This is a genomic window from Paenibacillus flagellatus (assembly GCF_003217775.1).
GTDB lineage: Bacteria > Bacillota > Bacilli > Paenibacillales > NBRC-103111 > Paenibacillus_AB > Paenibacillus_AB flagellatus.
This window is the reverse complement of sequence record NZ_QJVJ01000012.1, coordinates 22,282-41,379: the sequence shown is the minus strand read 5'-3', so window position 1 is coordinate 41,379 and position 19,098 is coordinate 22,282. Positions and strand designations below refer to the sequence as shown.

The window sequence follows — 19,098 nt, the reverse complement described above, 5'->3', positions numbered from 1 at the left end:
AACTGTCGCGACATCAATCATCGCGGCAGTTTTCCTTTTCGCTTAAAGATTATTTTTTTCATTATACCACTTTCTGAGCAAATGAATATGAGCCTGATGATAGCGGCTATGGTCAGCCATATGCCATAATCCCCAACGAACGGTTGCTTGCTTTTCATTTTCGTGGCCAAAAGAGACAACTTTATCTAGATCGGCATCTTTAAGTTGCACACATGTCTCTTTCAACATGGCTAGCACACCTTTATAGTCGGACATCAGTGTGTTCAAAGACTTGCCTTCGACCATCGGAAGCCTGTTATTTGCATCTATCATGGGCCCAAATTGTTCTTTCAAAGAAGGAGGAAGCGATTGTCCCTTTATCCTATAAACCCAATTAAGATCGACATACATGATATGCTTTATTAATTGAGCCGTACTATTAAAACGGTTATCCAGCCCTTTGTAATCGACTTCTTCTTGCGACATGCCCTCCGTGATCTGATGTAGACGCTGGCTATTTTCTTTCACAGCGGAATATAACATCCCTACAATCGGCGACATTTTCGCTTCACCTCGTAAATCGTAAAACATTCCAGCTATCCCCTCCTTTCATGTTTTGTTAATACGGCGGACGCCGGAGAAAGTCCTCTTCCGGCTCAAACCGAATGAAGGTTCCCCTTTACAATCAGCCGTATCCGCCGCTGGTTTATTTTTTCGACTTCCGACGTTGGCCGACGGCAGAGGGATTGGGAGCAATCCGCAGCGGCGAGAAATGGTTCCCTCGCAGCAGCAGCACGACGGGGTTCCGCCCCATGAATACCGCGAGATTCATCCCCTGCAGCTCTACACCGCCGTCGAAAAAATTGAACCGGTTTTCGGCAGCGTTCAGCACAAGGATCGCCCGCCTATAAGAAAACGCCCGCAGCTCGGGAACCCCTCCCCAGACGCCCGGCTGTCGCATCACTCTAGGATAGTCGTTTCGCGGAATCATATAAATCCCGTTGTGTCCCTCCGGCGCATTCTTTTTAAACAGCTTGGATATCGTGTCAGCACCTGACACCACAACCGGATTGTTTCGTCCGACCAGTTCATTCTCGTGCGCGTGAAGCTCATCGGCGATCAGTCCGCGAACGTCTCCCGCACTTCCTCCGGTTATCGCAGCAATGGAGCTGAACAAGCAGTCCCCGTTGCCGGGCACCCGATCAATCTCGACCGTCACACGAGCCTCCGTATGAAGTCTTTGGAGCAAGGAATCGGTCTGGTCTCCTTCTTTCGCTTTGCCTCGCTTTTTCGGAAACGCCTTTCGGTAAGCCTCAAGCGCCTGTTGCAGCCGATTGTGGATTTTCGAGTAATCGTCCAAGGCTAAGCTATACCGGGTCGTGATCCAAAGCACAAGATCCTGCAAAGCCAGATCGTCCAGCCCAAGCTCCTCCTTTGCCTTCTCAAGCTCCTTGTACAACTGCGATTCGGCCGAACCGTTTTCTTTCTCCGAATCCCCTTCCAATTCGATATGCGCATAAATGGGCCGATGGTCGGACAGCCCCATTATTTTGTCCAATATATTCTTGGTTACCGATTGACGGACCGGGCGTCCCTTTTTCGACTTCGTCATGCCGGCGTTTTCGGACTTCACCTGTTTCTTCAAAAGCTCTTCGGCGTCGCCCTCGTTATTCTCCAGCTCGGCCAACCGTCTTTTCCCGTTGACGCTGGAGTCGCCTCCGGCATTGCCGGTACGAAGCAGCTCGCTCAACAGCTTCACGTCCTTCACGCCGGTAAAATTCTTCCCCGCATACACTTTATCGAGCGGCTGGTTCGCCCTCGACGAAGGGAGACCTCCGGACTTGAGGGTATACCTTTCGTTGTTCTGCAGCCGCTCGCTCTTCCGCGCGTCGGGTGCTCGATGTCCGGTGTTGTACGTATTGGCATCCCCGATGAGCACGTTCGAGTCCACTTTGTTCTTCAGTTCCCCCATATATTGCGATGCCGAGCCTTTGTTTTGTTCGTAAGGCGCGTGAAACGTCGTAAACGATGCCTTCTGCCCATTCTTGTCCGCGTTGAACGAAACGGCCTGCCGCCAGTTCTCCCGAATCGGGATCGGAACCGCGTCATCGACCTTGACCTTGCGATTCTCATTAACAAGGATGACGATATATTCCCGGCTGCCGGCGGGTCCTTTGCTTCGGCGGGTTTTCCCGGGCCCCATCTTATCGTACTCGGCTTGCTTCTCCAACGGCGTAATGTCCTTTTTAATCGTCGTCCACCCGTCGATATTCAGCGTTTTCTGCTTGTCCTTATACTCGCCCAGGATGACGATGTCCAGATTTTGAAATGCTTTCAGAAATGACTCGACGTTGCGGTCGCGGAATTCGCCCTTCCCTTGAATGTTCCAAAATACGACGTTAATCTCTTCCTTTTGGCTGGGAGTGAGCTTCGTCCCTTGCGCGAGCGGGGATGACGAATCGGCGGCCTCCTCCTCAATGGCCGTACTCTCGCTTCCGGTCTCGGCCTCGCTCTCGATATCGATTTCGCTTTCAGTGTCGAACTCGTTATCGCCCTCGATATCGATTTCGGTTTCGCTCTCCTTCTCCTCCTCGATCGACTCCTTCTTCGCCGGCTTTCCCTTATCCCGCGCCGGCTGCACCAGTACTCGATTCTCCATGTAACGGGAAATGGCCCGATTGCCGACGGTACGCTGCAGCGCGGCGACATTCGCGGGGCGAACCATACCCGGGCCGAGTCGATCCGGTCCCGGACGGACGGCTGCGTTCGAATGCGGCGCCGCATCGGTCCGGTCGGACGCGGCGTTCGAGCGGGCGGGCGAAGCCGCGAAGTGATTTGTCGATTGGCGGTGATGACTCATAGTACCCGGTACCCCCGTCTTTGAGGCGAAATGCCCATTGTTGTACCCATCCTAGCAAATCCCACTGAACAAACGCTAAACAAAGGCGGCACTCTTGGTCGGGTCGCCTCTCGGTCGAAGCCAAATCGTCGATGCGCTGTTGACGTGGAGAGCGTGACGGGGTACGGAAGCGATCATGGGAGGCCGCAACGGATGCAAGGGAGAGCGGGGCCGTGTTACTGCCTCCCGGGGGCTTATTCGGGCGTCGCCGAAATCAGCAATCCGTAAGAAATGTCGCCGCCGCATGGGTGCTATTATGTCGTTGATACCTATATCAGGACAGGAGCTGTTGCCAAAAATGGGAAGCGTGATTCTGACGATGCAACTTTCGCTGGACGGGGTCGTTTCGGACGAATATCGATGGATGACGCTAAGCGAACAAATTTTTGAGGATTATTTGGAGTATTACAATTCGGTAGATACGATCGTCGTCGGCCGAAACTCGTATGCTTCACTCGCCGAGCATTGGCAGCGGGCCGAAAATTCGTCCAATTCGCTGGAGCGGGCGATCGCCCGACGGATGAATGAAATTCCCAAAGTGGTCGTTTCTCATGCCGAAGTCGATTTGGTATGGAGAAATTCGCAGCAGCTCGTCGTCAAGGACGAGCGGTCGCTGGCCGCGGAGCTGGAAGCGTTGAAGCGGCGGGCGAACCGCATTTCGGTCGAAAGCGGAGTAAAGACATGGCAATCGTTTATCCGGCATGATCTGTACGACGAGCTGTGGCTGCTCGTCCATCCCGTCGTCGCCTCCCACGGCGAGCGGTTATTCTCCCTCGCCGAGCGGCAGCAGCCTCTCCGTCTCACCGGCAGCAAAACGTATGGCAATGGCGTCATCGGATTACATTACCAAAAATCGGAGACGGGGACATGAACAACATCATCTCGAAAGACGGTACGAGCATCGCATTCGATCGGTACGGCAGCGGTCCGGCGGTCATTATGGTTACCGGCGCCCTCGGTTATCGCGCGTTCCCTGCGCAAACGCAAATGGCCGACTTGCTCTCTGATCGTTTCACCGTGTTCAATTACGATCGCCGGGGGAGGGGCGATAGCGGCGACACCATGCCCTACGCGGTCGAGCGCGAGATAGAGGATATTGCGGCTTTAATCGAGGCCGCCGGCGGAAGCGCCTTCCTTTACGGCATGTCGTCCGGCGCGATTCTTTCCCTGGAAGCCGCCGAAAAGCTGGCGGGCAAGATCCCGAAGCTGGCCTTGTACGAACCGCCCCTCATCCTCGACGGCAGCCGTCCGCCGCTTCCCCGGGATTACGTCGAGCGGATCGGCGAAGCCGTCGAGGCCGGCCGGCGCGAGCAAGCTTTGGAAATTTTTATGACGCAGGCACTGCTCATTCCGGACGAATATTTGGCCCCGATGAAAGAAAGTCCGATATGGAGCGATCTCTTGGCTGTGGCGCACACGCTCGCCTATGACGGAATGGTGTCGCGAGACGTCATGGCCGGAAGGCCGTTGCCGCCCGGGAAATGGGCCGGCGTAACGTCCGACACCTTCGTGGTCAGCGGCGAGCTCAGCGAACCGTTTTTCCACGATGCCGCGAAGACGCTGGTACACCGCCTCGCCAGGGCGAAGCATCAAGTGTTGGCGGGACAAGGCCACGATGTCGCACCCGAAGCGCTGGCGCCGCTGCTGATCGAATTTTTCGGCGGTTGAAGGTTGAATCGGCCATCGGCCATCGGACACGGGAAACGTTGCGGATATGGAACCACTCGTGCAAGAGCCGCACCGCACGGGTGCAGCACGAAAGCGCCGCCCGCCCGGGCGACGCTTTCGTTCGCTTTACACGGTCCCCGCTCCCGCGAGCGCCGTCTTCAGGTAACGCCCCGTGTGCGAAGCGTCCACGGCTGCGACCGTCTCCGGCGTCCCCGCCGCCACGACCGAGCCGCCCGCCTCTCCCCCTTCCGGGCCGATGTCGACGACCCAGTCCGATTCGCGGATGACGTCGACGTTATGCTCGACGACGATGACGGTGTTGCCGGCATCGACGAGCTTGTTCAGCAGCACGACCAGCTGCCGCGTATCGGCCGGATGCAGGCCGGTGGACGGCTCGTCCAGCAAGTACAGCGTATGGTTCTTCGTTCTGCCGCTCAATTCCTTGGCGAGCCGGAGCCGCTGCCCCTCCCCGCCCGACAGTGTCCTCACCGACTGCCCCCATTGCAGGTAGCCGAGCCCGACCTCGCACAGCAGCCCGATGATGCCGGCGATCTTGTCCTGATCCTGCAGCAGCGGCAAGCTCTCCTGCACGGTCATGTCCAGCAGGTCGGATATCGTGAAGCCTTTATAAATTACCCGCAGCACCTCGTCCTTGAACCGCCGGCCGCGGCAATCGGGACAGCGAACCTCGAGGTCGGGAAGAAAATGCATGTTCATGGACACGACGCCGAGACCTTGGCACGTCTCGCACCGCCCGCCGGGCGTGTTGAACGAGAAATGCTTCGACGTCAGCTTCGCGCTCTTCGCTTCCGGCAGTCCGGCGAACAAGCTGCGCAGCAGCGTGAACACGTCCGTATACGTGGCGACGTTCGACCGGCTCATCCGCCCGATCGGGGACTGGTCGACGGTGACCATCTGGCCGATGGCGTCGAGTCCGGTAATACGCTCGCAGCCGCGCCGCTTCTGCCCGTCGCGCCCGCCGGCCGCCAGCAGGTCGAACAGCAGCGTCGACTTGCCCGAGCCCGACACCCCGGTTACCGAGACGAGGCAGCCGAGCGGGAACGACACGGTAATATGCTTCAAGTTCCGCTCGTAGGCGTCGTGAATCGTCAGCCATCGCCCGTTGCCCGGCCGTCTCCGGCGCGGCTCCACCGCCCGGGCGAGCTCGTCCCGAAGGTACGCGCCCGTCACCGACTCCGGGCTTGCGACCAGATCGTCCAGCGTCCCTTGCCCGACGACGCGTCCGCCGAAGCTGCCCGCTCCGGGCCCCATGTCGATGACGTGGTCGGCGGCACGCATCATCTCGACGTCGTGCTCGATGACGAGCACCGTATTGCCGAGATCGCGTAGCTGCTTCAGCACCTGGATGAGCCCGGCCGTATCGCGCGGATGAAGTCCGGCCGTCGGCTCGTCGAGAATGTACAGGACGCCGGTCAGGCCCGAGCCGAGAATCGAGGCGAGCCGGAGCCGCTGCGCTTCGCCGCCGGACAGCGTCACCGCCTGCCGGTCCAGCGACAAGTAGCCGAGGCCGACATCCGTAATCCGCCTCAGGCGAACGAGCAAGTCGTGCAGCAGCGCCTCCGCGATCGATTTGTCGTCGGGGCCGAGCCCTTGCAGGAGACGGTTCAGCCAGGCAAACGCCGTTTCCAGCGACCAGCCGGATACGTCGGCGATCGACGCCCCGTTCACCCGGACGAGCAAGCTTTCCCGCTTCAGCCTCGCCCCGCGGCAATCGGGGCATATCTCCTCATGGAACAGCGCCGCCTCGCCGGATTCGCCGTTTTTTTCCTTGTACCGCCGCCATATGCCCGTGACGACGCCCTCGAACTTCCCTTGGCCGACCGCCTTCGGCGGCTTCACGCCGGGAACGTGCCGTACGAACTCCTCGCTCTCCACGCCGTAGTACAGCAAATCGCGCAGGGCGGGGGCGAATTCCTTCAAAGGCTTGTCGGGGTCGAACGGAATGCCGTAATGGCTGGCCGCCGCGGCAAGGGTCGAGACTTGGTACTTCGCGAGCATCTCGAACCAGAACGTCACGCCGCCGTCGAGCAGGCTCCGCTCCGGATTGAACACGGCGTCCAAATCGAGGCTGGCCACGCTGCCGAGCCCGCTGCACGTCTCGCAGGCGCCCTCCGGCTTGTTGAACGAGAAGTGGCTCCGTTCCAGCTTCTTCATCGTATGGCCGCAATGCGGGCAATCGACGTACTTCTGGAACCCGCCGCCGTCCTCGTCCCCGATCGCGGGGCTTTCCGCATCCTTCGCGGGGGACGGCGGAACCGTCCTGCCGCAGCTCGAGCACGGGCGCTCGCCCAGCTTCTCGTAGACGACGCGCAAGTACGTATAGATGTCGGTCACGGTGCCGACCGTCGATCTCGGATTGCGGTTCGTGACGTGCTGCCCTACGCTGATCGACGGAGACAGTCCGACGATGGAGTCCACCTTCGGCTTGCCGACCTGATCGGCCGCCATCCCCATCGATTCCATATACTGGCGCTGGCATTCCCGCTGAAGCGTATCCATCGCGAGCGTCGACTTGCCGGAGCCGGAAGGTCCGGTCAGGACGACCAGCTTATGCTTCGGAATGTCCAGGGAGACGTGCTTCAAATTGTTTTCGCGAGCGCCGCGGATAACGATCTTGTCGTTCAGACGACTTCCTCCTTTTTGCGATGCTCCCCCGAAAGGAGGAGCCGGTCTTCGTAACGCCGACGGCTCCCGTCCCGAAGGAAGCATCCTTTGTTAGGTTCGGTTATGCCATTTTCAAAAGCACGGCTTCAAACCGCTTTGCGTCGATACCCGTAAAACGTCAGCGGCGCGAACACCGCGACGAGAACGGCGCATCCCGCCAACGCCCAAGCGACGTCGCCGGCGGCGGCCGTGCCGTGCATCAGCCCCCGGACCGCCGTCGAGGCGAGGCTGAGCGGATTCAGGTCGACGAAGCCGCGGAGCCAGCCGGGCATCGTGGACGAATCGACGAACACGTTGCTCGCGAACATAAGCGGATACAGCGCCAGGTAGCTCGTCGTTGTGAGCGATTCGGTTTTCTTCACGACGACGCCGAGCCAGGCGAAGATCCAGCTGACGCTGAAGGCGAACAGGACGACGGTCAGCACGGCGAGCGCGGCGCCCGTCCACCCCGCCTCCGGGCGGAAGCCGAGCAGCGTCCCGATGCCAGCGGTGGCGACGACCGCCGCGGCGTACCGAACGATATCGACCGCCACCGAGCCGAGAATCGCCGCCGATTGCCAGAACGGCAGCGTTCGGAACCGGTTGAACACTCCTTTCGTGATGTCCGTGTTGATCGCCACCCCGGTATATACCGTCATCGACGTCACCGTATACACGAGCATCCCCGGAAGCAGAAACTGCAAATAATCGCCGGTCGACCCGGAGATGGCGCCCCCGAACAAAAAGGTGAAGATGAGCAGGAACAGCGCGGGGAACAGCAGGATGTCGACCAAGGCGGTCCAGCCGTACGCTTTCGTCTTCTGCACCGTCCTCCAGACGAACGTCATCGTAGCGGAAAGCGCGCTTGGACGTTTCGGCCGGACGCGGGCGGACAGCGCCTGCGTCAGCTTCCGGTCGGCGGCCGTACGGACTTGCCCTTGCCCCTGCATCGTTGCGTTCATATCGATCCCCCTCCGTTCTCGGCGGCTTCTTCGGCCGGTCGGCCGGTCAAAGCCAAGAACACTTCGTCAAGGCTGGGCTGGCCGAGCGAAAAATGAGTCGTCGGGATGCCGGCCTGCAGCAGCTCGGTCAACGCCCGTGCGGCCAGCCCCGGATCGGACACGCGCGCCGACAGCGCCGCCGGATCGGAATCCGGGCGTACCTCCGCGCCTAGCGTGCGGGACAGGATCCGCTCCGCCTCCGGGCGCTGCTCCGGCTTATCCAGCCTCACCTGCACGGTGCCCGAGCCGACCGACGCCTTCAGCGCGCTTGCGGTCCCTTCGGCGATCACCTTGCCGTGGTCGATGACGGCGATCCGGTCGGCCAGCTGGTCCGCCTCCTCCAAGTATTGCGTCGTCAGCAGCACCGTCGTCCCTTGGGCGACCAGCGTCCGGACGATGTCCCACACCTGGTTGCGGCTGCGGGGATCGAGTCCGGTCGTCGGCTCGTCGAGAAACAGCAGGTCCGGCGTCACGACGAGGCTGGCCGCGATGTCGAGCCGGCGCCGCATCCCTCCCGAGTAGGCGCTCGCCGGGCGGCCCGCCGCCTCCGTCAGGTCGAACGCGTCCAGCAGCTCGTTCGCGCGAACGACGGCCTCCTTCTTGGAATAGCCCATCAAGCGCGCGATCATCGCCAAGTTGTCGCGGCCGGACATCCCCTCGTCGATCGACGCGAACTGGCCGGTCAGACTGACCCGGCTGCGGACCGCGTCCGCCTCGCGCACGACGTCGTGCCCGCATATGTTCACCTTCCCCGAGTCCGGGACGAGCAGCGTGGACAGGATGCTGACGATCGTCGTCTTCCCCGCCCCGTTCGGCCCGAGCAGCGCGAAAACGGTTCCCCGCTCCACGCGAAGGTCGACCCCCTGCAGCACCTCCGTCTTCCCGAACGATTTCCTCAACCCGCTTACTTCAATGACAGGCTCGAACGTACCCATAAACGCCTCCTCGCTTATTTTGGACGAACGGCCTCGGTCGGACCTTCTCCGGACCTTCCCGGACCTTCTCCTCCTTTCGCCCCGACCCCGCCGCCCCGTAGACAATTCAAGTCTACAACATTTATGCAAGTGGAAAGGTTGGTTGAAATTTTGCACCGATACGGCTATTTCCCTAATTAGTAACCTAGACATGCTACTTTAAGCTTTTTTTACAGACACCGTCGACCCGCCCCAAGGTTCCCGACCGATCCGGCTAGGCAGCCGACCGCGGTGCATCGTACAATGGAACAATCCATGCCATCCGGGAGGTTACCGAATGAATCCATCGAATCGCCTGTCCAAGCCCGAGTACGACGTCCTTTTATCCTACGTAGGCTGCGGAAGTTTTCCGGGCGCCGACATCATCGTATTCGGCAACGAGGAAGGAACCGGCGGCTACAGCGTCGGGGCCAACGTGGAGGCGCGCCTGCGCGATTTCGGCCGGGACGCCCCGGACGGCGCTTACCGGTTTTGCATCCACGGGGGCGACTGGACGCGCGGCTTCTATGAGCCCAACGCCGGCGAGGGAGGCGGCAAGGTCGAGCGGTATTTGCGGCCCGGCGAGAAGCGGCGGCGGCAGCATTTTACGAAGGGCGTCTTCAATCCGGCCGTCGCCCGGATTTGTTTGGCGTTCGAAGAGCCGGACGGCTCCTGGTTCGAAAGCGGACGGGACAATCCGCGAGCGTGGGCCCGCATCAAACGGTTTATCGGCGAAAGTCTGTACAAGCCCCGGACCGGCGTCCAAACCGCGCTCGCCGATTGGCGGCCGCTCCCCCGGGAGAAGGAGGACGTCTGGTACCCCGAGGAGTACGGCGCCATCGCCGAATCGATCGCAAACAACCCGTATTTGGCCGCGTTCAACCATCCGGCCAAGCCGTTTAACGCCTCGGCGTACGGGCAGCCGCTATTCAGCGATTTCGGCGGCGACGTGCGGAAGCGTGCCGACCTCTTGAAATCGCTGTTCGTCGCCTCCAAGGCGAAGGTCGTCATCGGCATCGGCGGTGCGGGCGCCAACGGCTTCAAGAAGCAGGCGCTGGAGCTGATGTTCGGGCCGGACATTTTCAAGCCGCTGACGTTCCGGCTCGCCGATATGACGACGAAGCGGGGAGCGGCACTCGAATCGTACCGGGCGGACATCCGGCTCGCCCATAAATCGCTGCATCTGTTCCTCGTTCCGTTCCCTTCGCCGGGCACCGTGTTCAAGACGCAGCGGGATGCGCTGAGCATGCTGAAGGAGCTCGCCGACGATCAGATCCGGCCCGCACTTCTATCCGGCCCATAAAAAAAACACCCCTGCGATCGCGGATGTTTCCGCGCGCAGAGGTGCGAGGCTGCGAGCCGACCGACGTCGTCGCGTCAGTTGACGGTCACGGTCGCCGAGCGACCGCTCTCGAAGCCTTGATAAGTCTGGATGATATAATAAGTGCCTGCCGGAACGGCCGGTATGGTCGCCGTACCGTCCTGACCCGCCGTGTAAGGGCTGCCGACGATCGTATCGGAGCTTGCGTCGTACAGGCCGACCGCGGCTCCCGAGACGAGTCCGGACGCCGTCAGCGTCGACGCGTCCGACGACGATACGGCCAACGACGGAGCGAGCAGAACGATGACCGGAATGTCCTTCGTCAAGCCGCCGTACACGGCGCTCACGACCGTCGAGCCGGATGTGACAGCCGTAATAACGCCGTTCGGATCGATGTCCGCAATATCCGGGCGATTGGACGCATAAGTCGCCTGATACGTCACGTCCGTCACGGTCGTGCCGACGGTCGCCAGAAGCCGGATGCCGATCGGCGACGTCGTATCGTACAAGACGATCGGACCCGCCGGCTCGTATGTGAGCGACGTCACCGTAGGCGCGGAGCTTACCCGTACCGTATAGGTCCGGGACGTCCTTCCGTCGGCGGCTCGGACGACGACTTTGTCTCCGTCCGCTACGATGTCCGTACGCGGCGTCACGCCGTCCGCTTGATACACCTTGAGCGTAGCGCCCGGCGCGGCGGAAAGTCCCGCCTTGAAGCTTTCCGCCGGCACGTTGGCCGGTACCGTAATTTCGCGCACGTTTTGATCGATACCGTATACGGAGGACGTTACCGTGGCGTCGGTCATCCCCGCGCCCAAGCTGCCCTGCGCGGCCGATTCGGTGGCATAGAACTGGTTGATGTCGGTGAAGGAGGCGATCGAGCCGTTCGCGATCGTCATTTCGAATGCGGTCCAGTACCGCTCCGTCCCCGTTCCCGTCGGGATATCGTACGTCTTGGCCGGCGTCGTCGTGGAGCCTTCGTACACCTCGATATGGGCACCCGAATCCCGCATGTTCGTCTCGCCGGAGTAGTTATGAACGTAGAAGCGGTACAGGCCGTCCACCGTATGGCGAATCGTCGTCGTTTCGGGTCCGTAGGACGTCGTGTCGTCATGGTCCAGATCGTCGTAGACGACCGAGCCTACGGTGTATACCTTATCCGAGTACCACGTGTGGAACACGCCGCCCGTCGGCGTCGGCCCGACGAGATGCGAATCGAGATCGCGAGGACGTTCGCCCCATGAGAGCACGATACGGATTTCGTTCGCCGCCGCTACGCGGATCGCGGTCGCATCCTCGGCGGTATTGCGGACGTTCGAAGCCGAGACGCCGATCAGATAAGTTGTAATAAATCCTTCCTTGACCAGCTCGCCCGTATAAATGCCGGGTGCCAGGTCGACGGTGTAGCGTCCTTCGGCGTCGGTGACGACCGTCGCGACGACGTCGCCGTCCTTGTTGTCCAGCCCGCGGCGGAATTGGATGGTCATGCCGGCGACCGGCTGATTCGAGACGTCGACGATTTTCCCGCCGAAGCCGGTGACGAATCCGCTGTCGTCATCGGACGATCCGTCCCCGGAAGAACCGCCGTCGGAGGACCCGCCGCCGGAAGGCGCAGCCGTGCCCACTCCCACTTGCACGCCTTCGCCGGTCGTCATCGCGCCGGGATTGCGCTCGAAGCTGGAGCCGTTCGCGTTGACGGTCGCCTGTCCGATCGAGCCTTGGCCGACGACCGAAGCGGCGGCGTTCAGCACGAGCTGCGCGACCGACGCTCCCGTACCGACCTGCAGCGTCGAGCGATCCGCCCCTTGCGAGACGGTCAGCTGTTGAATCGCGCCTTCCGTCAAGCTGACCCGGACGCTCGTCGCCTGCACGTCGACCGAGTTGAACTGACCGGCCATCGAGACTTGAGCCCCTGAAGGAAGCAGACTGGACAGAACGACGTCGGCGATCGTGCTCGTACCGCGCGACTCGAGCAGCGCGCTCGATTGCACCGTGAACTGCTGAACGCTGGTGGACCCTTCCGCTACGATCCGGATGCTGCCGTCCGCTTTGTTCACGATAACCGTAAGCAGCACGGAGTCCTCGAAGTGAACGGAGCGCGCGCCGCCGCCGTTGACCGTCGTAGCGCCTTTGACGGTGACGTTTTTCAGGAAAACGTCGCCTTCGCCGATCGATTCCGCCAGCAGCAGATCGCCCTCGATAACCGTATTGCGCAGCGTGACGCCCGGAGCGCTGATCGTGACGTTGCCCGCGATCGTCGTCGTCCCGGATTCGGGACCGTATGTACCTTTTGCATCATAAACCGTCGTAGGGACCGCATCGGCGACGGCGCGATCGAGCACCGCGACCATCTCGGCGCGGGTCATCGACCGGCCCGGCTTGTACGTGCCGTCCTCGTAGCCGGACAAATACCCTTTCGCGGCCAGTGCGCCGATCGAGCCCTTGCTCCAGTCGGCGAATTGCGCCGCGTCTTGGAACGCGCCCGCCTTCGCGGCGTCCTCCTGCAGCTTCAGCACGCTGCGGAGCACGACGGCCGCCTCTTCCCGGCTGATCGGCCGATCCGGGCGAATCGTGCCGTCCGGATACCCGTCGGCATAGCCCGCCGCCTTCGCGCGCTTCAGCTCGGCAACCGCCCAATGGGACGCGTCCAGATCGGCAAACGAAACGGAAGCCTCCTGCGTAAAGCGGAACGAACGATTGACGAGCGCGAAAAACTCCGCTCTGCTGATGCTGCGGTCCGGCTGGAACGTGCCGTCCTCGTAGCCGGACAACAGCCCTTTGCCGATCCAGCCGCTCAATTCCTTTTCCGCCCAGTGGCCGCCGATATCGGATGCGGCGGACGGAGCGCCGGCCGCAAACGCCTGGAAAGGCACCGCGATCAGCAAGATCAGCAGCAGGATGATGGCCCTGCCGGTCTTCCTCATGTGACTCATTGTGTTACTCCTCTCGATGTCATAGGTACAAAGTCATAGTACCATCGCCGTGACTTTTCGACAATATTCTATTTCAAATCACGTTATTCGACACATTTTCGTCAGGGAAGTAATGGTCGTGCACCTCGTGCAAAAACATCGTCAGGTCGAACAGGTCGAGCAGCGTCAAGATCAGCTCGTAGCAGCCGTAGCCGAACTGCAGCAGCGACATGACCTTGCGGCCGTTGTCGTAGACGATCTTCTGCTCCAAGCTGTCGTAACGGTAAGCATAATGGCCGATCGCATTGCGCAGCTTGTTGTTCAGCTCGCCGTGCATCGCGACGGAGAACGCCTCCCCGTAGTCGATCAGCTTCATCTTGTCGGCCGCCGTATACAAGTCGACATACTGCTCCAGCGACGAGACGCTCGTCTTTTTGCCGGTCGCGCCGCCGTTCAAGAACGCGTGATGACTGCCCCGGTGGAGCAAATTGTTCAGCCCGACGATGACGGGCAAAACCTTTACCACGCTTTCGAACAGGTCGACGTACAGAAACTTGATGTCCTCGAACGACAGCGTCGTCATCCCGTATGCGGAATCCGGGGCGAACAAAGCCGCCCGCTCGGCATCGGTCAGCTCGCTCAGCGTGAACGCCGGAATAAGCTGCTCGAAGCGGCCGAGCCCGTTTCTCAGCTGTCCGTAGGCGATTTTCTCGCACGAATCGAACAACCCCATCTCGTGCAGACGGCGCAAATAAGCCTTCAAGCCGGCTTCCCGGGTAATCTTCAACGTCCGCAACGAAGCCGAGACGCGCCGGACGAATTCGCCGTTCCGCTCCGACCCGTACAAGGGCGCGAACAGCGTCCGCGTCAGCTTGCGGATCGCCTGCACGTAACGCCCGGCGCTTACCGGGCCCGCAAGCGGCGTCCCGTCCAGCACGTCCGCCAGCTGCGCCGACAAGTACGCGTGCTTGCCGTTGAACCATAGGTCCAGCACCCGGCTCCACTCGTGCGCGGCCGGCCCGTTGACGGTACGGTGAAGCTCGACCATCCGGCCGAACAGCGCCTTCATCCCGTTCGGTCCAAGCCGGCGGTGGAACGCCATCCAGACCGGAGGAACCATCAAATCCGCCGCGCGCTGCGCCGGGGCGACCTTTCGCATGATCAGCTCCCCGGACGCGTCGCAGAAGTAATCGACCGTATCCGCCTCCGAAGCGTCGATCTCCGTCGCATTGCGGAACACGGCGGAGGCCGTCACCTCCTCGTCGTTTTTGGCATACCGGCCCGAGAACAGCGTCCCGCAATGGCCGCAGTTGACGTACAGCGGGAAGGCGTCCAAGTAGCCGACCTCGATTTTCACCTGGGTCACTTTGGCGCACACCTCGCATCGCAAATATCCGGTCTTCGTCATCGTCCGCACCCCTTCTTTTCTCTCCGATCGTACCTGCATTATCCGCTATCCCGCGACGTCCGAACATGGCGAAAGTATGGCAAGCCCCGGATCGCAAGCGCAAAAAAAATCTCCGATGCGGGTAAGCATCGGAGACGATCGGTCCGTCACACCATCACTTTGCAAATGTCGTTCGTGAACTCCACCGGGTCCTGGATCGGCAGCCCTTCGATGAGCAGCGCCTGGTGGTACAGCAGGTTCGTGTACAGCCGCAGCTTCTCCTCGTCGGATTTGAACGCCGCCTTGAGCGACCGGAACACGTCGTGGTTCACGTTGATTTCGAGCACCTTGTCGGCTTTGACGTCTTGGCCGTTCGGCATCGCCTTCAATATTTTCTCCATCTCGATCGAGAGCTCGCCCTCGGTGGACAGGCAGACCGGATGCGACTTGAGCCGCTTCGACGCCTTGACGCCCGTTACCTTGCCGTCCAGAATCGCCTTCATCCGCTCGAACAGCTCCTTGCTGTCGCCGTCCTCGGCTTCCGACGCGCTGTCGTTCGCATCCGCCTCGATTCCGAGATCGCCGCTCGATACCGACTTGAACTCCTTCTCCTTGTACGTCATCAGCATCTTGATCGCGAATTCGTCGATATCGTCGGTGAAGTACAGAATTTCGTAGCCCTTATCCAAGACGAGCTCGGTTTGCGGCAGCTTCTCGAGCCGCTCGATCGAATCGCCGGACGCGTAGTAAATATATTTCTGGTCCTCCGGCATTCTCGACACGTACTCGTCGAGCGTTACCGGCTTTTTCTCCTTCGAGGAGTGGAACAGCAGCAGGTCCTGCAGCAGCTCCTTGTTCGCGCCGTAGTCGCTGTAGACGCCGAACTTGAGCTGGCGGCCGAACGCCTTGTAGAACGTCTCGTACTTCTCCCGCTCGTCCTTCAGCATGCTTTGCAGCGCGCTCTTGATCTTGCTCTTGATGTTCTTCGCGATAAGCGTCAGCTGCCGGTCGTGCTGCAGCATCTCGCGCGAAATGTTGAGCGACAAGTCCTCGGAGTCGACCATCCCTTTCACGAAGCTGAAGTAGTCGGGGAGCAGGTCCGCGCACTTGTTCATGATGAGCACGCCGTTGGAGTACAGCTCGAGCCCCTTCTCGTATTCCTTCGTGTAATAGTCGAACGGCGTGTTCTCCGGGATGAACAAAATCGCGTTGTACACGACGGCGCCGTCCGCGCTGATATGGAGATGCTTCAGCGGCTTGTCGAAGCCGTACCGTTTCTCGCGGTAGAAGTTCTCGTAATCCTCGGCCGTCAGCTCGCTCTTGTTTTTGCGCCAAATCGGGACCATGCTGTTGATCGTCTGCTCTTCCTCGTAGTCCTCGAATTCGTTGTCGCTGCCTTCCTTCGGCCGCTTGCCCTTCACGTCCATCTTGATCGGATAGCGGATGAAGTCCGAATATTTCTTGACGATCGACTTCAGCCGGTATTCCTCCAAAAACTCGTCGTACCGGTCGTCCTCGGTGTTCGGCTTGATCTTCATGATGATGTCGGTGCCGACCGTCGCCTTCTCGCTCGGCTCGATCGTGTAGCCGTCCGCGCCTTCGGACTCCCACTTGTACGCCTCGTCGCTGCCGAGCGCCCGGCTGATCACCGTCACCACGTCCGCAACCATGAAGGCGGAGTAAAAGCCGACGCCGAACTGGCCGATAATGTTGTGCCCGTCCTTCAGCTCGTTCTCCTGCTTGAACGCGAGCGAGCCGCTCTTCGCGATGACGCCGAGGTTGTTCTCGAGCTCCTCCTTCGTCATCCCGATCCCGGTATCGGAAATCGTCAACGTCCGCTTGTCCTTATCGGCCGTAATCTTGATGTAGTAGTTGTCCTTGTCGAATACCAGCTGATCGTCGGCCAGCGACTTGTAATAAATTTTGTCGATGGCGTCGCTTGCGTTCGAGATCAGCTCCCGCAGAAAAATTTCCCGCTGCGTGTAGATGGAGTTGATCATCATTTCCAGCAATCGCTTCGATTCCGCCTTGAACTGCTTCTTGGCCACCGGTAAATCCCCTTTCGCCTATAAAAATATCGTTACGCCTATTTTAGCACTCATACGCCACGAGTGCCAATCGTAATTTTTATATAGCACAAGCCCGTTCGGGGTGTCAATTCCGTTTAGACATGTAGTATATTGGAAAAAGAAAAGGTCGATTACGCCCGCAAAGGGGGAACGCCCATGTCCCGCCAATCGGCGCCAAGCGCCAAGCAACCGAAGGAAGCGTCCGCGGGCAAAAGCCCGGAGCGGAAGGAAGACGCGTCGGCGATCGCCGAATCGCCTCCCGGACTCTACGCCCCGTCGCCGGCGACGGTCGGCTACCTGCAGCGCTCCATCGGCAACCGGGCCGTAGGCTCGCTGCTCCGCGACCGCCAAGCGCCGGGCAGACCGGGCGCGCGAATCCAGCGCAACATGCTGAAGTACGACGAAATTCCCGATCCGAACACCCACCATCGATGGGTGCCGTTCCGGACCGGGGTCGGCCGGGGCGCGGCCGTCGACGGTTCGCCGACGTCGCCTTGGACGACGGCTATAACTTGGCAGAACGCATCTCGCGACGAAGGGACCGAGATGACCGCCAACCCGCTCGGACCGGACCATCCGTTGGGCAGCAAGCCGGGGACGAGCGGCAAATGGGTCGACAAACGCAAAGCCCAGGAAAAACGCGCCGGCAACAAAACGGACTATGTGGCCGGCCACCTGCTGAACGAAAACTTGGGCGGTCCCGGCAACGACGTCCGCAACCTGGCCGCCATCCCCAAAGCCGCCAATACGCAGCATTTGGAGAAAGCCGAAGACAAGATCAAGTCGATCGTCAACGATCATCACGGCTGGGTGTACTACAAGGTATGGACCGACCAGCTGCGGGATAATGCGGCGCAACATAAGCCTTACTATACGTCCGCTATTCATTGCGAGTGGCATCAGTTGGACCCGAACACGAAAACCGCGGTACCGGGCACCGACGGCAAAGTGGATATCGATATTCCCCCGCCGTCCTACTATAAAGGCGGTAGCACCGGCTTGCGAAACGTTCCGGCCCTGAGCGGAGCCGGCGTGAACCGGTCGGACCGCGACGGCGCGGCGGCTTGGACCCACGTGGCGCGAAAGGAGGTCGTCCTGACGAATACGGACGACCTGAGCTCGGCGGCGGCGGTCATGAAGCCGATCCAAGCGGTGCTCGACAAGATGGGCTTGAGCGACTACTTGCTCGACGTGAACGACGCCGACTTGAAGAAGAGCTTGACGTCCATTACCAAGGCCACCGCCTTGAGCACGGAGGAGAAGGATGCCAACGACGTCATCGAGCGCGAGCTGGACGTTTTGAAGGATCTGGAGACGAAGCTCCAGCTGGCCGATTACGGATTCCCGGCCGAATTGGGCCAGGCGCTGCAAAACGCTCCGCAAGAGCGCAAGAAGCGCTTCGAAACCGTTATGGCCGAAACCGACAAGCTGTATAAGCTGATCTATCAAGCGAGCGAGGCGGCCACGCTGATGAACGACGTGAAGGAAGCTTGGGAGCAGGAGGAGGCGCCTCGCGTCCGAGTGGAGCAGATGTGCATCCAGTTGATCAACGCCGCACTGGAGTTGAAAAAGCAGCGCGACCAATCGATGTCCGCCTCCATCCCGCACGCTAATGCGAGCCTGGGCTTCCACGGACTGTCCAGCGTCGATACGAGCTTGTCGTTCACCGACCAGCTGAAGGCGGTTCAACAAACCGAGGTCGTCAACCCGATCGAAATGGACGAGGTCGAGGAGATGTGGGCCCCGATGTCGCCCTACCGGACGGAGATGGCGGAGGAGCAGGTGGTGCAGGAGCTCCCGGACTACGTTCCGCGCGGGAACAAGACGGCGCAGCAGAGCATCCGCGCCAACCAGAAGAAGCTCAACTCGAGCAGCTTCCTCAAGTCGATGAAGAAGCACGGTCTGGCCTACAGCCGCATGAAGCCGCACGAATACGACCGGAGGCTGATCGACCTGATCCGCAAGCGGAAAAACCCGGAAGACTTCCGTGGCGCGATCGGCGGGCTCGTTTTGCAGATCGGGGCGGAAATCACCGTTATTCTCCTGAAATATGTAGAGGCAAGGTCCAAGCAGGACGAGGACGCACAAGAAGAAGCGAAAGAACTGATCCGCAGAAGCTATCCGGGTAACGGCAGAAAGTACAAGATTGCTTACGAGGAATTATCGAGGGTGTAACCCGCGGCGGCGCGATGTCCGACCGCCCAAGGATGACGCCCTATCGCAAGCCTCCGAAAAAAGGAGCGGG

General features: G+C 60.5%; 12 protein-coding genes. 4 read left to right on the top strand and 8 right to left on the bottom strand.

Annotation, left to right across the window (positions count from 1 at the left end):
- Positions 1–42 precede the first annotated feature (42 nt).
- Both DLM86_RS24015 and DLM86_RS24010 read right to left on the bottom strand, forming a co-directional pair.
- A complete protein-coding gene (locus DLM86_RS24015) occupies positions 43–570 on the bottom strand; it encodes a DinB family protein (protein WP_110842618.1) in 528 nt (175 codons plus the stop codon).
- Between the two features lie 115 nt (positions 571–685).
- Positions 686–2,839 carry an OTU domain-containing protein gene (locus DLM86_RS24010; RefSeq protein ID WP_110842617.1) on the bottom strand — a complete coding sequence of 718 codons (2,154 nt, stop codon included), beginning with the start codon at positions 2,837–2,839 and terminating at the stop codon, positions 686–688.
- 337 nt (positions 2,840–3,176) lie between these two features.
- On the opposite strand from DLM86_RS24010, the gene DLM86_RS24005 reads away from it, so the two are divergent.
- Positions 3,177–3,749: a dihydrofolate reductase family protein gene (locus DLM86_RS24005; protein WP_110842616.1), complete on the top strand. Its 573-nt coding sequence runs from the start codon at positions 3,177–3,179 to the stop codon at positions 3,747–3,749.
- Positions 3,750–3,817: 68 nt separating this feature from the next.
- Positions 3,818–4,546: an alpha/beta fold hydrolase gene (locus tag DLM86_RS24000; RefSeq protein WP_245954866.1), complete on the top strand. Its 729-nt coding sequence runs from the start codon at positions 3,818–3,820 to the stop codon at positions 4,544–4,546.
- A 126-nt stretch (positions 4,547–4,672) separates the two neighbouring features.
- Here DLM86_RS24000 and uvrA read toward each other — a convergent pair whose 3' ends face one another.
- The 3 genes from uvrA to DLM86_RS23985 all read right to left on the bottom strand — a co-directional run bounded on the left by uvrA (position 4,673) and on the right by DLM86_RS23985 (position 9,146).
- Positions 4,673–7,192 carry an excinuclease ABC subunit UvrA gene (uvrA, locus tag DLM86_RS23995; RefSeq protein WP_110842765.1) on the bottom strand — a complete coding sequence of 840 codons (2,520 nt, stop codon included), beginning with the start codon at positions 7,190–7,192 and terminating at the stop codon, positions 4,673–4,675.
- Positions 7,193–7,317: 125 nt separating this feature from the next.
- The gene (locus DLM86_RS23990; protein ID WP_110842614.1) at positions 7,318–8,172 is read right to left on the bottom strand and encodes an ABC transporter permease; all 855 of its coding nucleotides are present in this window, start codon (positions 8,170–8,172) and stop codon (positions 7,318–7,320) included.
- Positions 8,169–9,146, bottom strand: coding sequence for an ATP-binding cassette domain-containing protein (locus DLM86_RS23985; protein WP_110842613.1), 978 nt, complete (start codon positions 9,144–9,146; stop codon positions 8,169–8,171). Before DLM86_RS23985 ends, DLM86_RS23990 begins: the two co-directional genes overlap by 4 nt.
- 316 nt (positions 9,147–9,462) lie before the next feature.
- Here DLM86_RS23985 and DLM86_RS23980 point away from each other — a divergent pair, with 316 nt between their 5' ends.
- Positions 9,463–10,467: a hypothetical protein gene (locus DLM86_RS23980; protein WP_110842612.1), complete on the top strand. Its 1,005-nt coding sequence runs from the start codon at positions 9,463–9,465 to the stop codon at positions 10,465–10,467.
- A gap of 74 nt (positions 10,468–10,541) precedes the next feature.
- On the opposite strand, the gene DLM86_RS23975 is transcribed toward DLM86_RS23980, so the two are convergent.
- The 3 genes from DLM86_RS23975 to htpG form a co-directional block, all read right to left on the bottom strand.
- A complete protein-coding gene (locus tag DLM86_RS23975; protein WP_110842611.1) occupies positions 10,542–13,418 on the bottom strand; it encodes an S-layer homology domain-containing protein in 2,877 nt (958 codons plus the stop codon).
- A gap of 73 nt (positions 13,419–13,491) precedes the next feature.
- Complete coding sequence (locus DLM86_RS23970) at positions 13,492–14,805, bottom strand: hypothetical protein (RefSeq protein ID WP_110842610.1); 1,314 nt, start codon at positions 14,803–14,805, stop codon at positions 13,492–13,494.
- Between the two features lie 146 nt (positions 14,806–14,951).
- Positions 14,952–16,832 carry a molecular chaperone HtpG gene (gene htpG, locus DLM86_RS23965; RefSeq protein WP_110842609.1) on the bottom strand — a complete coding sequence of 627 codons (1,881 nt, stop codon included), beginning with the start codon at positions 16,830–16,832 and terminating at the stop codon, positions 14,952–14,954.
- Positions 16,833–17,009: 177 nt separating this feature from the next.
- Here htpG and DLM86_RS23960 point away from each other — a divergent pair, with 177 nt between their 5' ends.
- Entirely contained in the window at positions 17,010–19,028 is a 2,019-nt protein-coding gene (locus DLM86_RS23960; protein WP_110842608.1) for a hypothetical protein, read from the top strand.
- Positions 19,029–19,098: the final 70 nt, after the last annotated feature.

Coding starts and splice junctions, on each gene's coding strand:
- DLM86_RS24015 (WP_110842618.1), bottom strand. CDS start 570: ATGTTTTACGATTTACGAGGTGAAGCGAAAATGTCGCCGATTGTAGGG.
- DLM86_RS24010 (WP_110842617.1), bottom strand. CDS start 2,839: ATGAGTCATCACCGCCAATCGACAAATCACTTCGCGGCTTCGCCCGCC.
- DLM86_RS24005 (WP_110842616.1), top strand. CDS start 3,177: ATGGGAAGCGTGATTCTGACGATGCAACTTTCGCTGGACGGGGTCGTT.
- DLM86_RS24000 (WP_245954866.1), top strand. CDS start 3,818: ATGGTTACCGGCGCCCTCGGTTATCGCGCGTTCCCTGCGCAAACGCAA.
- DLM86_RS23990 (WP_110842614.1), bottom strand. CDS start 8,172: ATGAACGCAACGATGCAGGGGCAAGGGCAAGTCCGTACGGCCGCCGAC.
- DLM86_RS23985 (WP_110842613.1), bottom strand. CDS start 9,146: ATGGGTACGTTCGAGCCTGTCATTGAAGTAAGCGGGTTGAGGAAATCG.
- DLM86_RS23980 (WP_110842612.1), top strand. CDS start 9,463: ATGAATCCATCGAATCGCCTGTCCAAGCCCGAGTACGACGTCCTTTTA.
- DLM86_RS23975 (WP_110842611.1), bottom strand. CDS start 13,418: ATGAGTCACATGAGGAAGACCGGCAGGGCCATCATCCTGCTGCTGATC.
- DLM86_RS23970 (WP_110842610.1), bottom strand. CDS start 14,805: ATGACGAAGACCGGATATTTGCGATGCGAGGTGTGCGCCAAAGTGACC.
- DLM86_RS23960 (WP_110842608.1), top strand. CDS start 17,010: ATGTCCCGCCAATCGGCGCCAAGCGCCAAGCAACCGAAGGAAGCGTCC.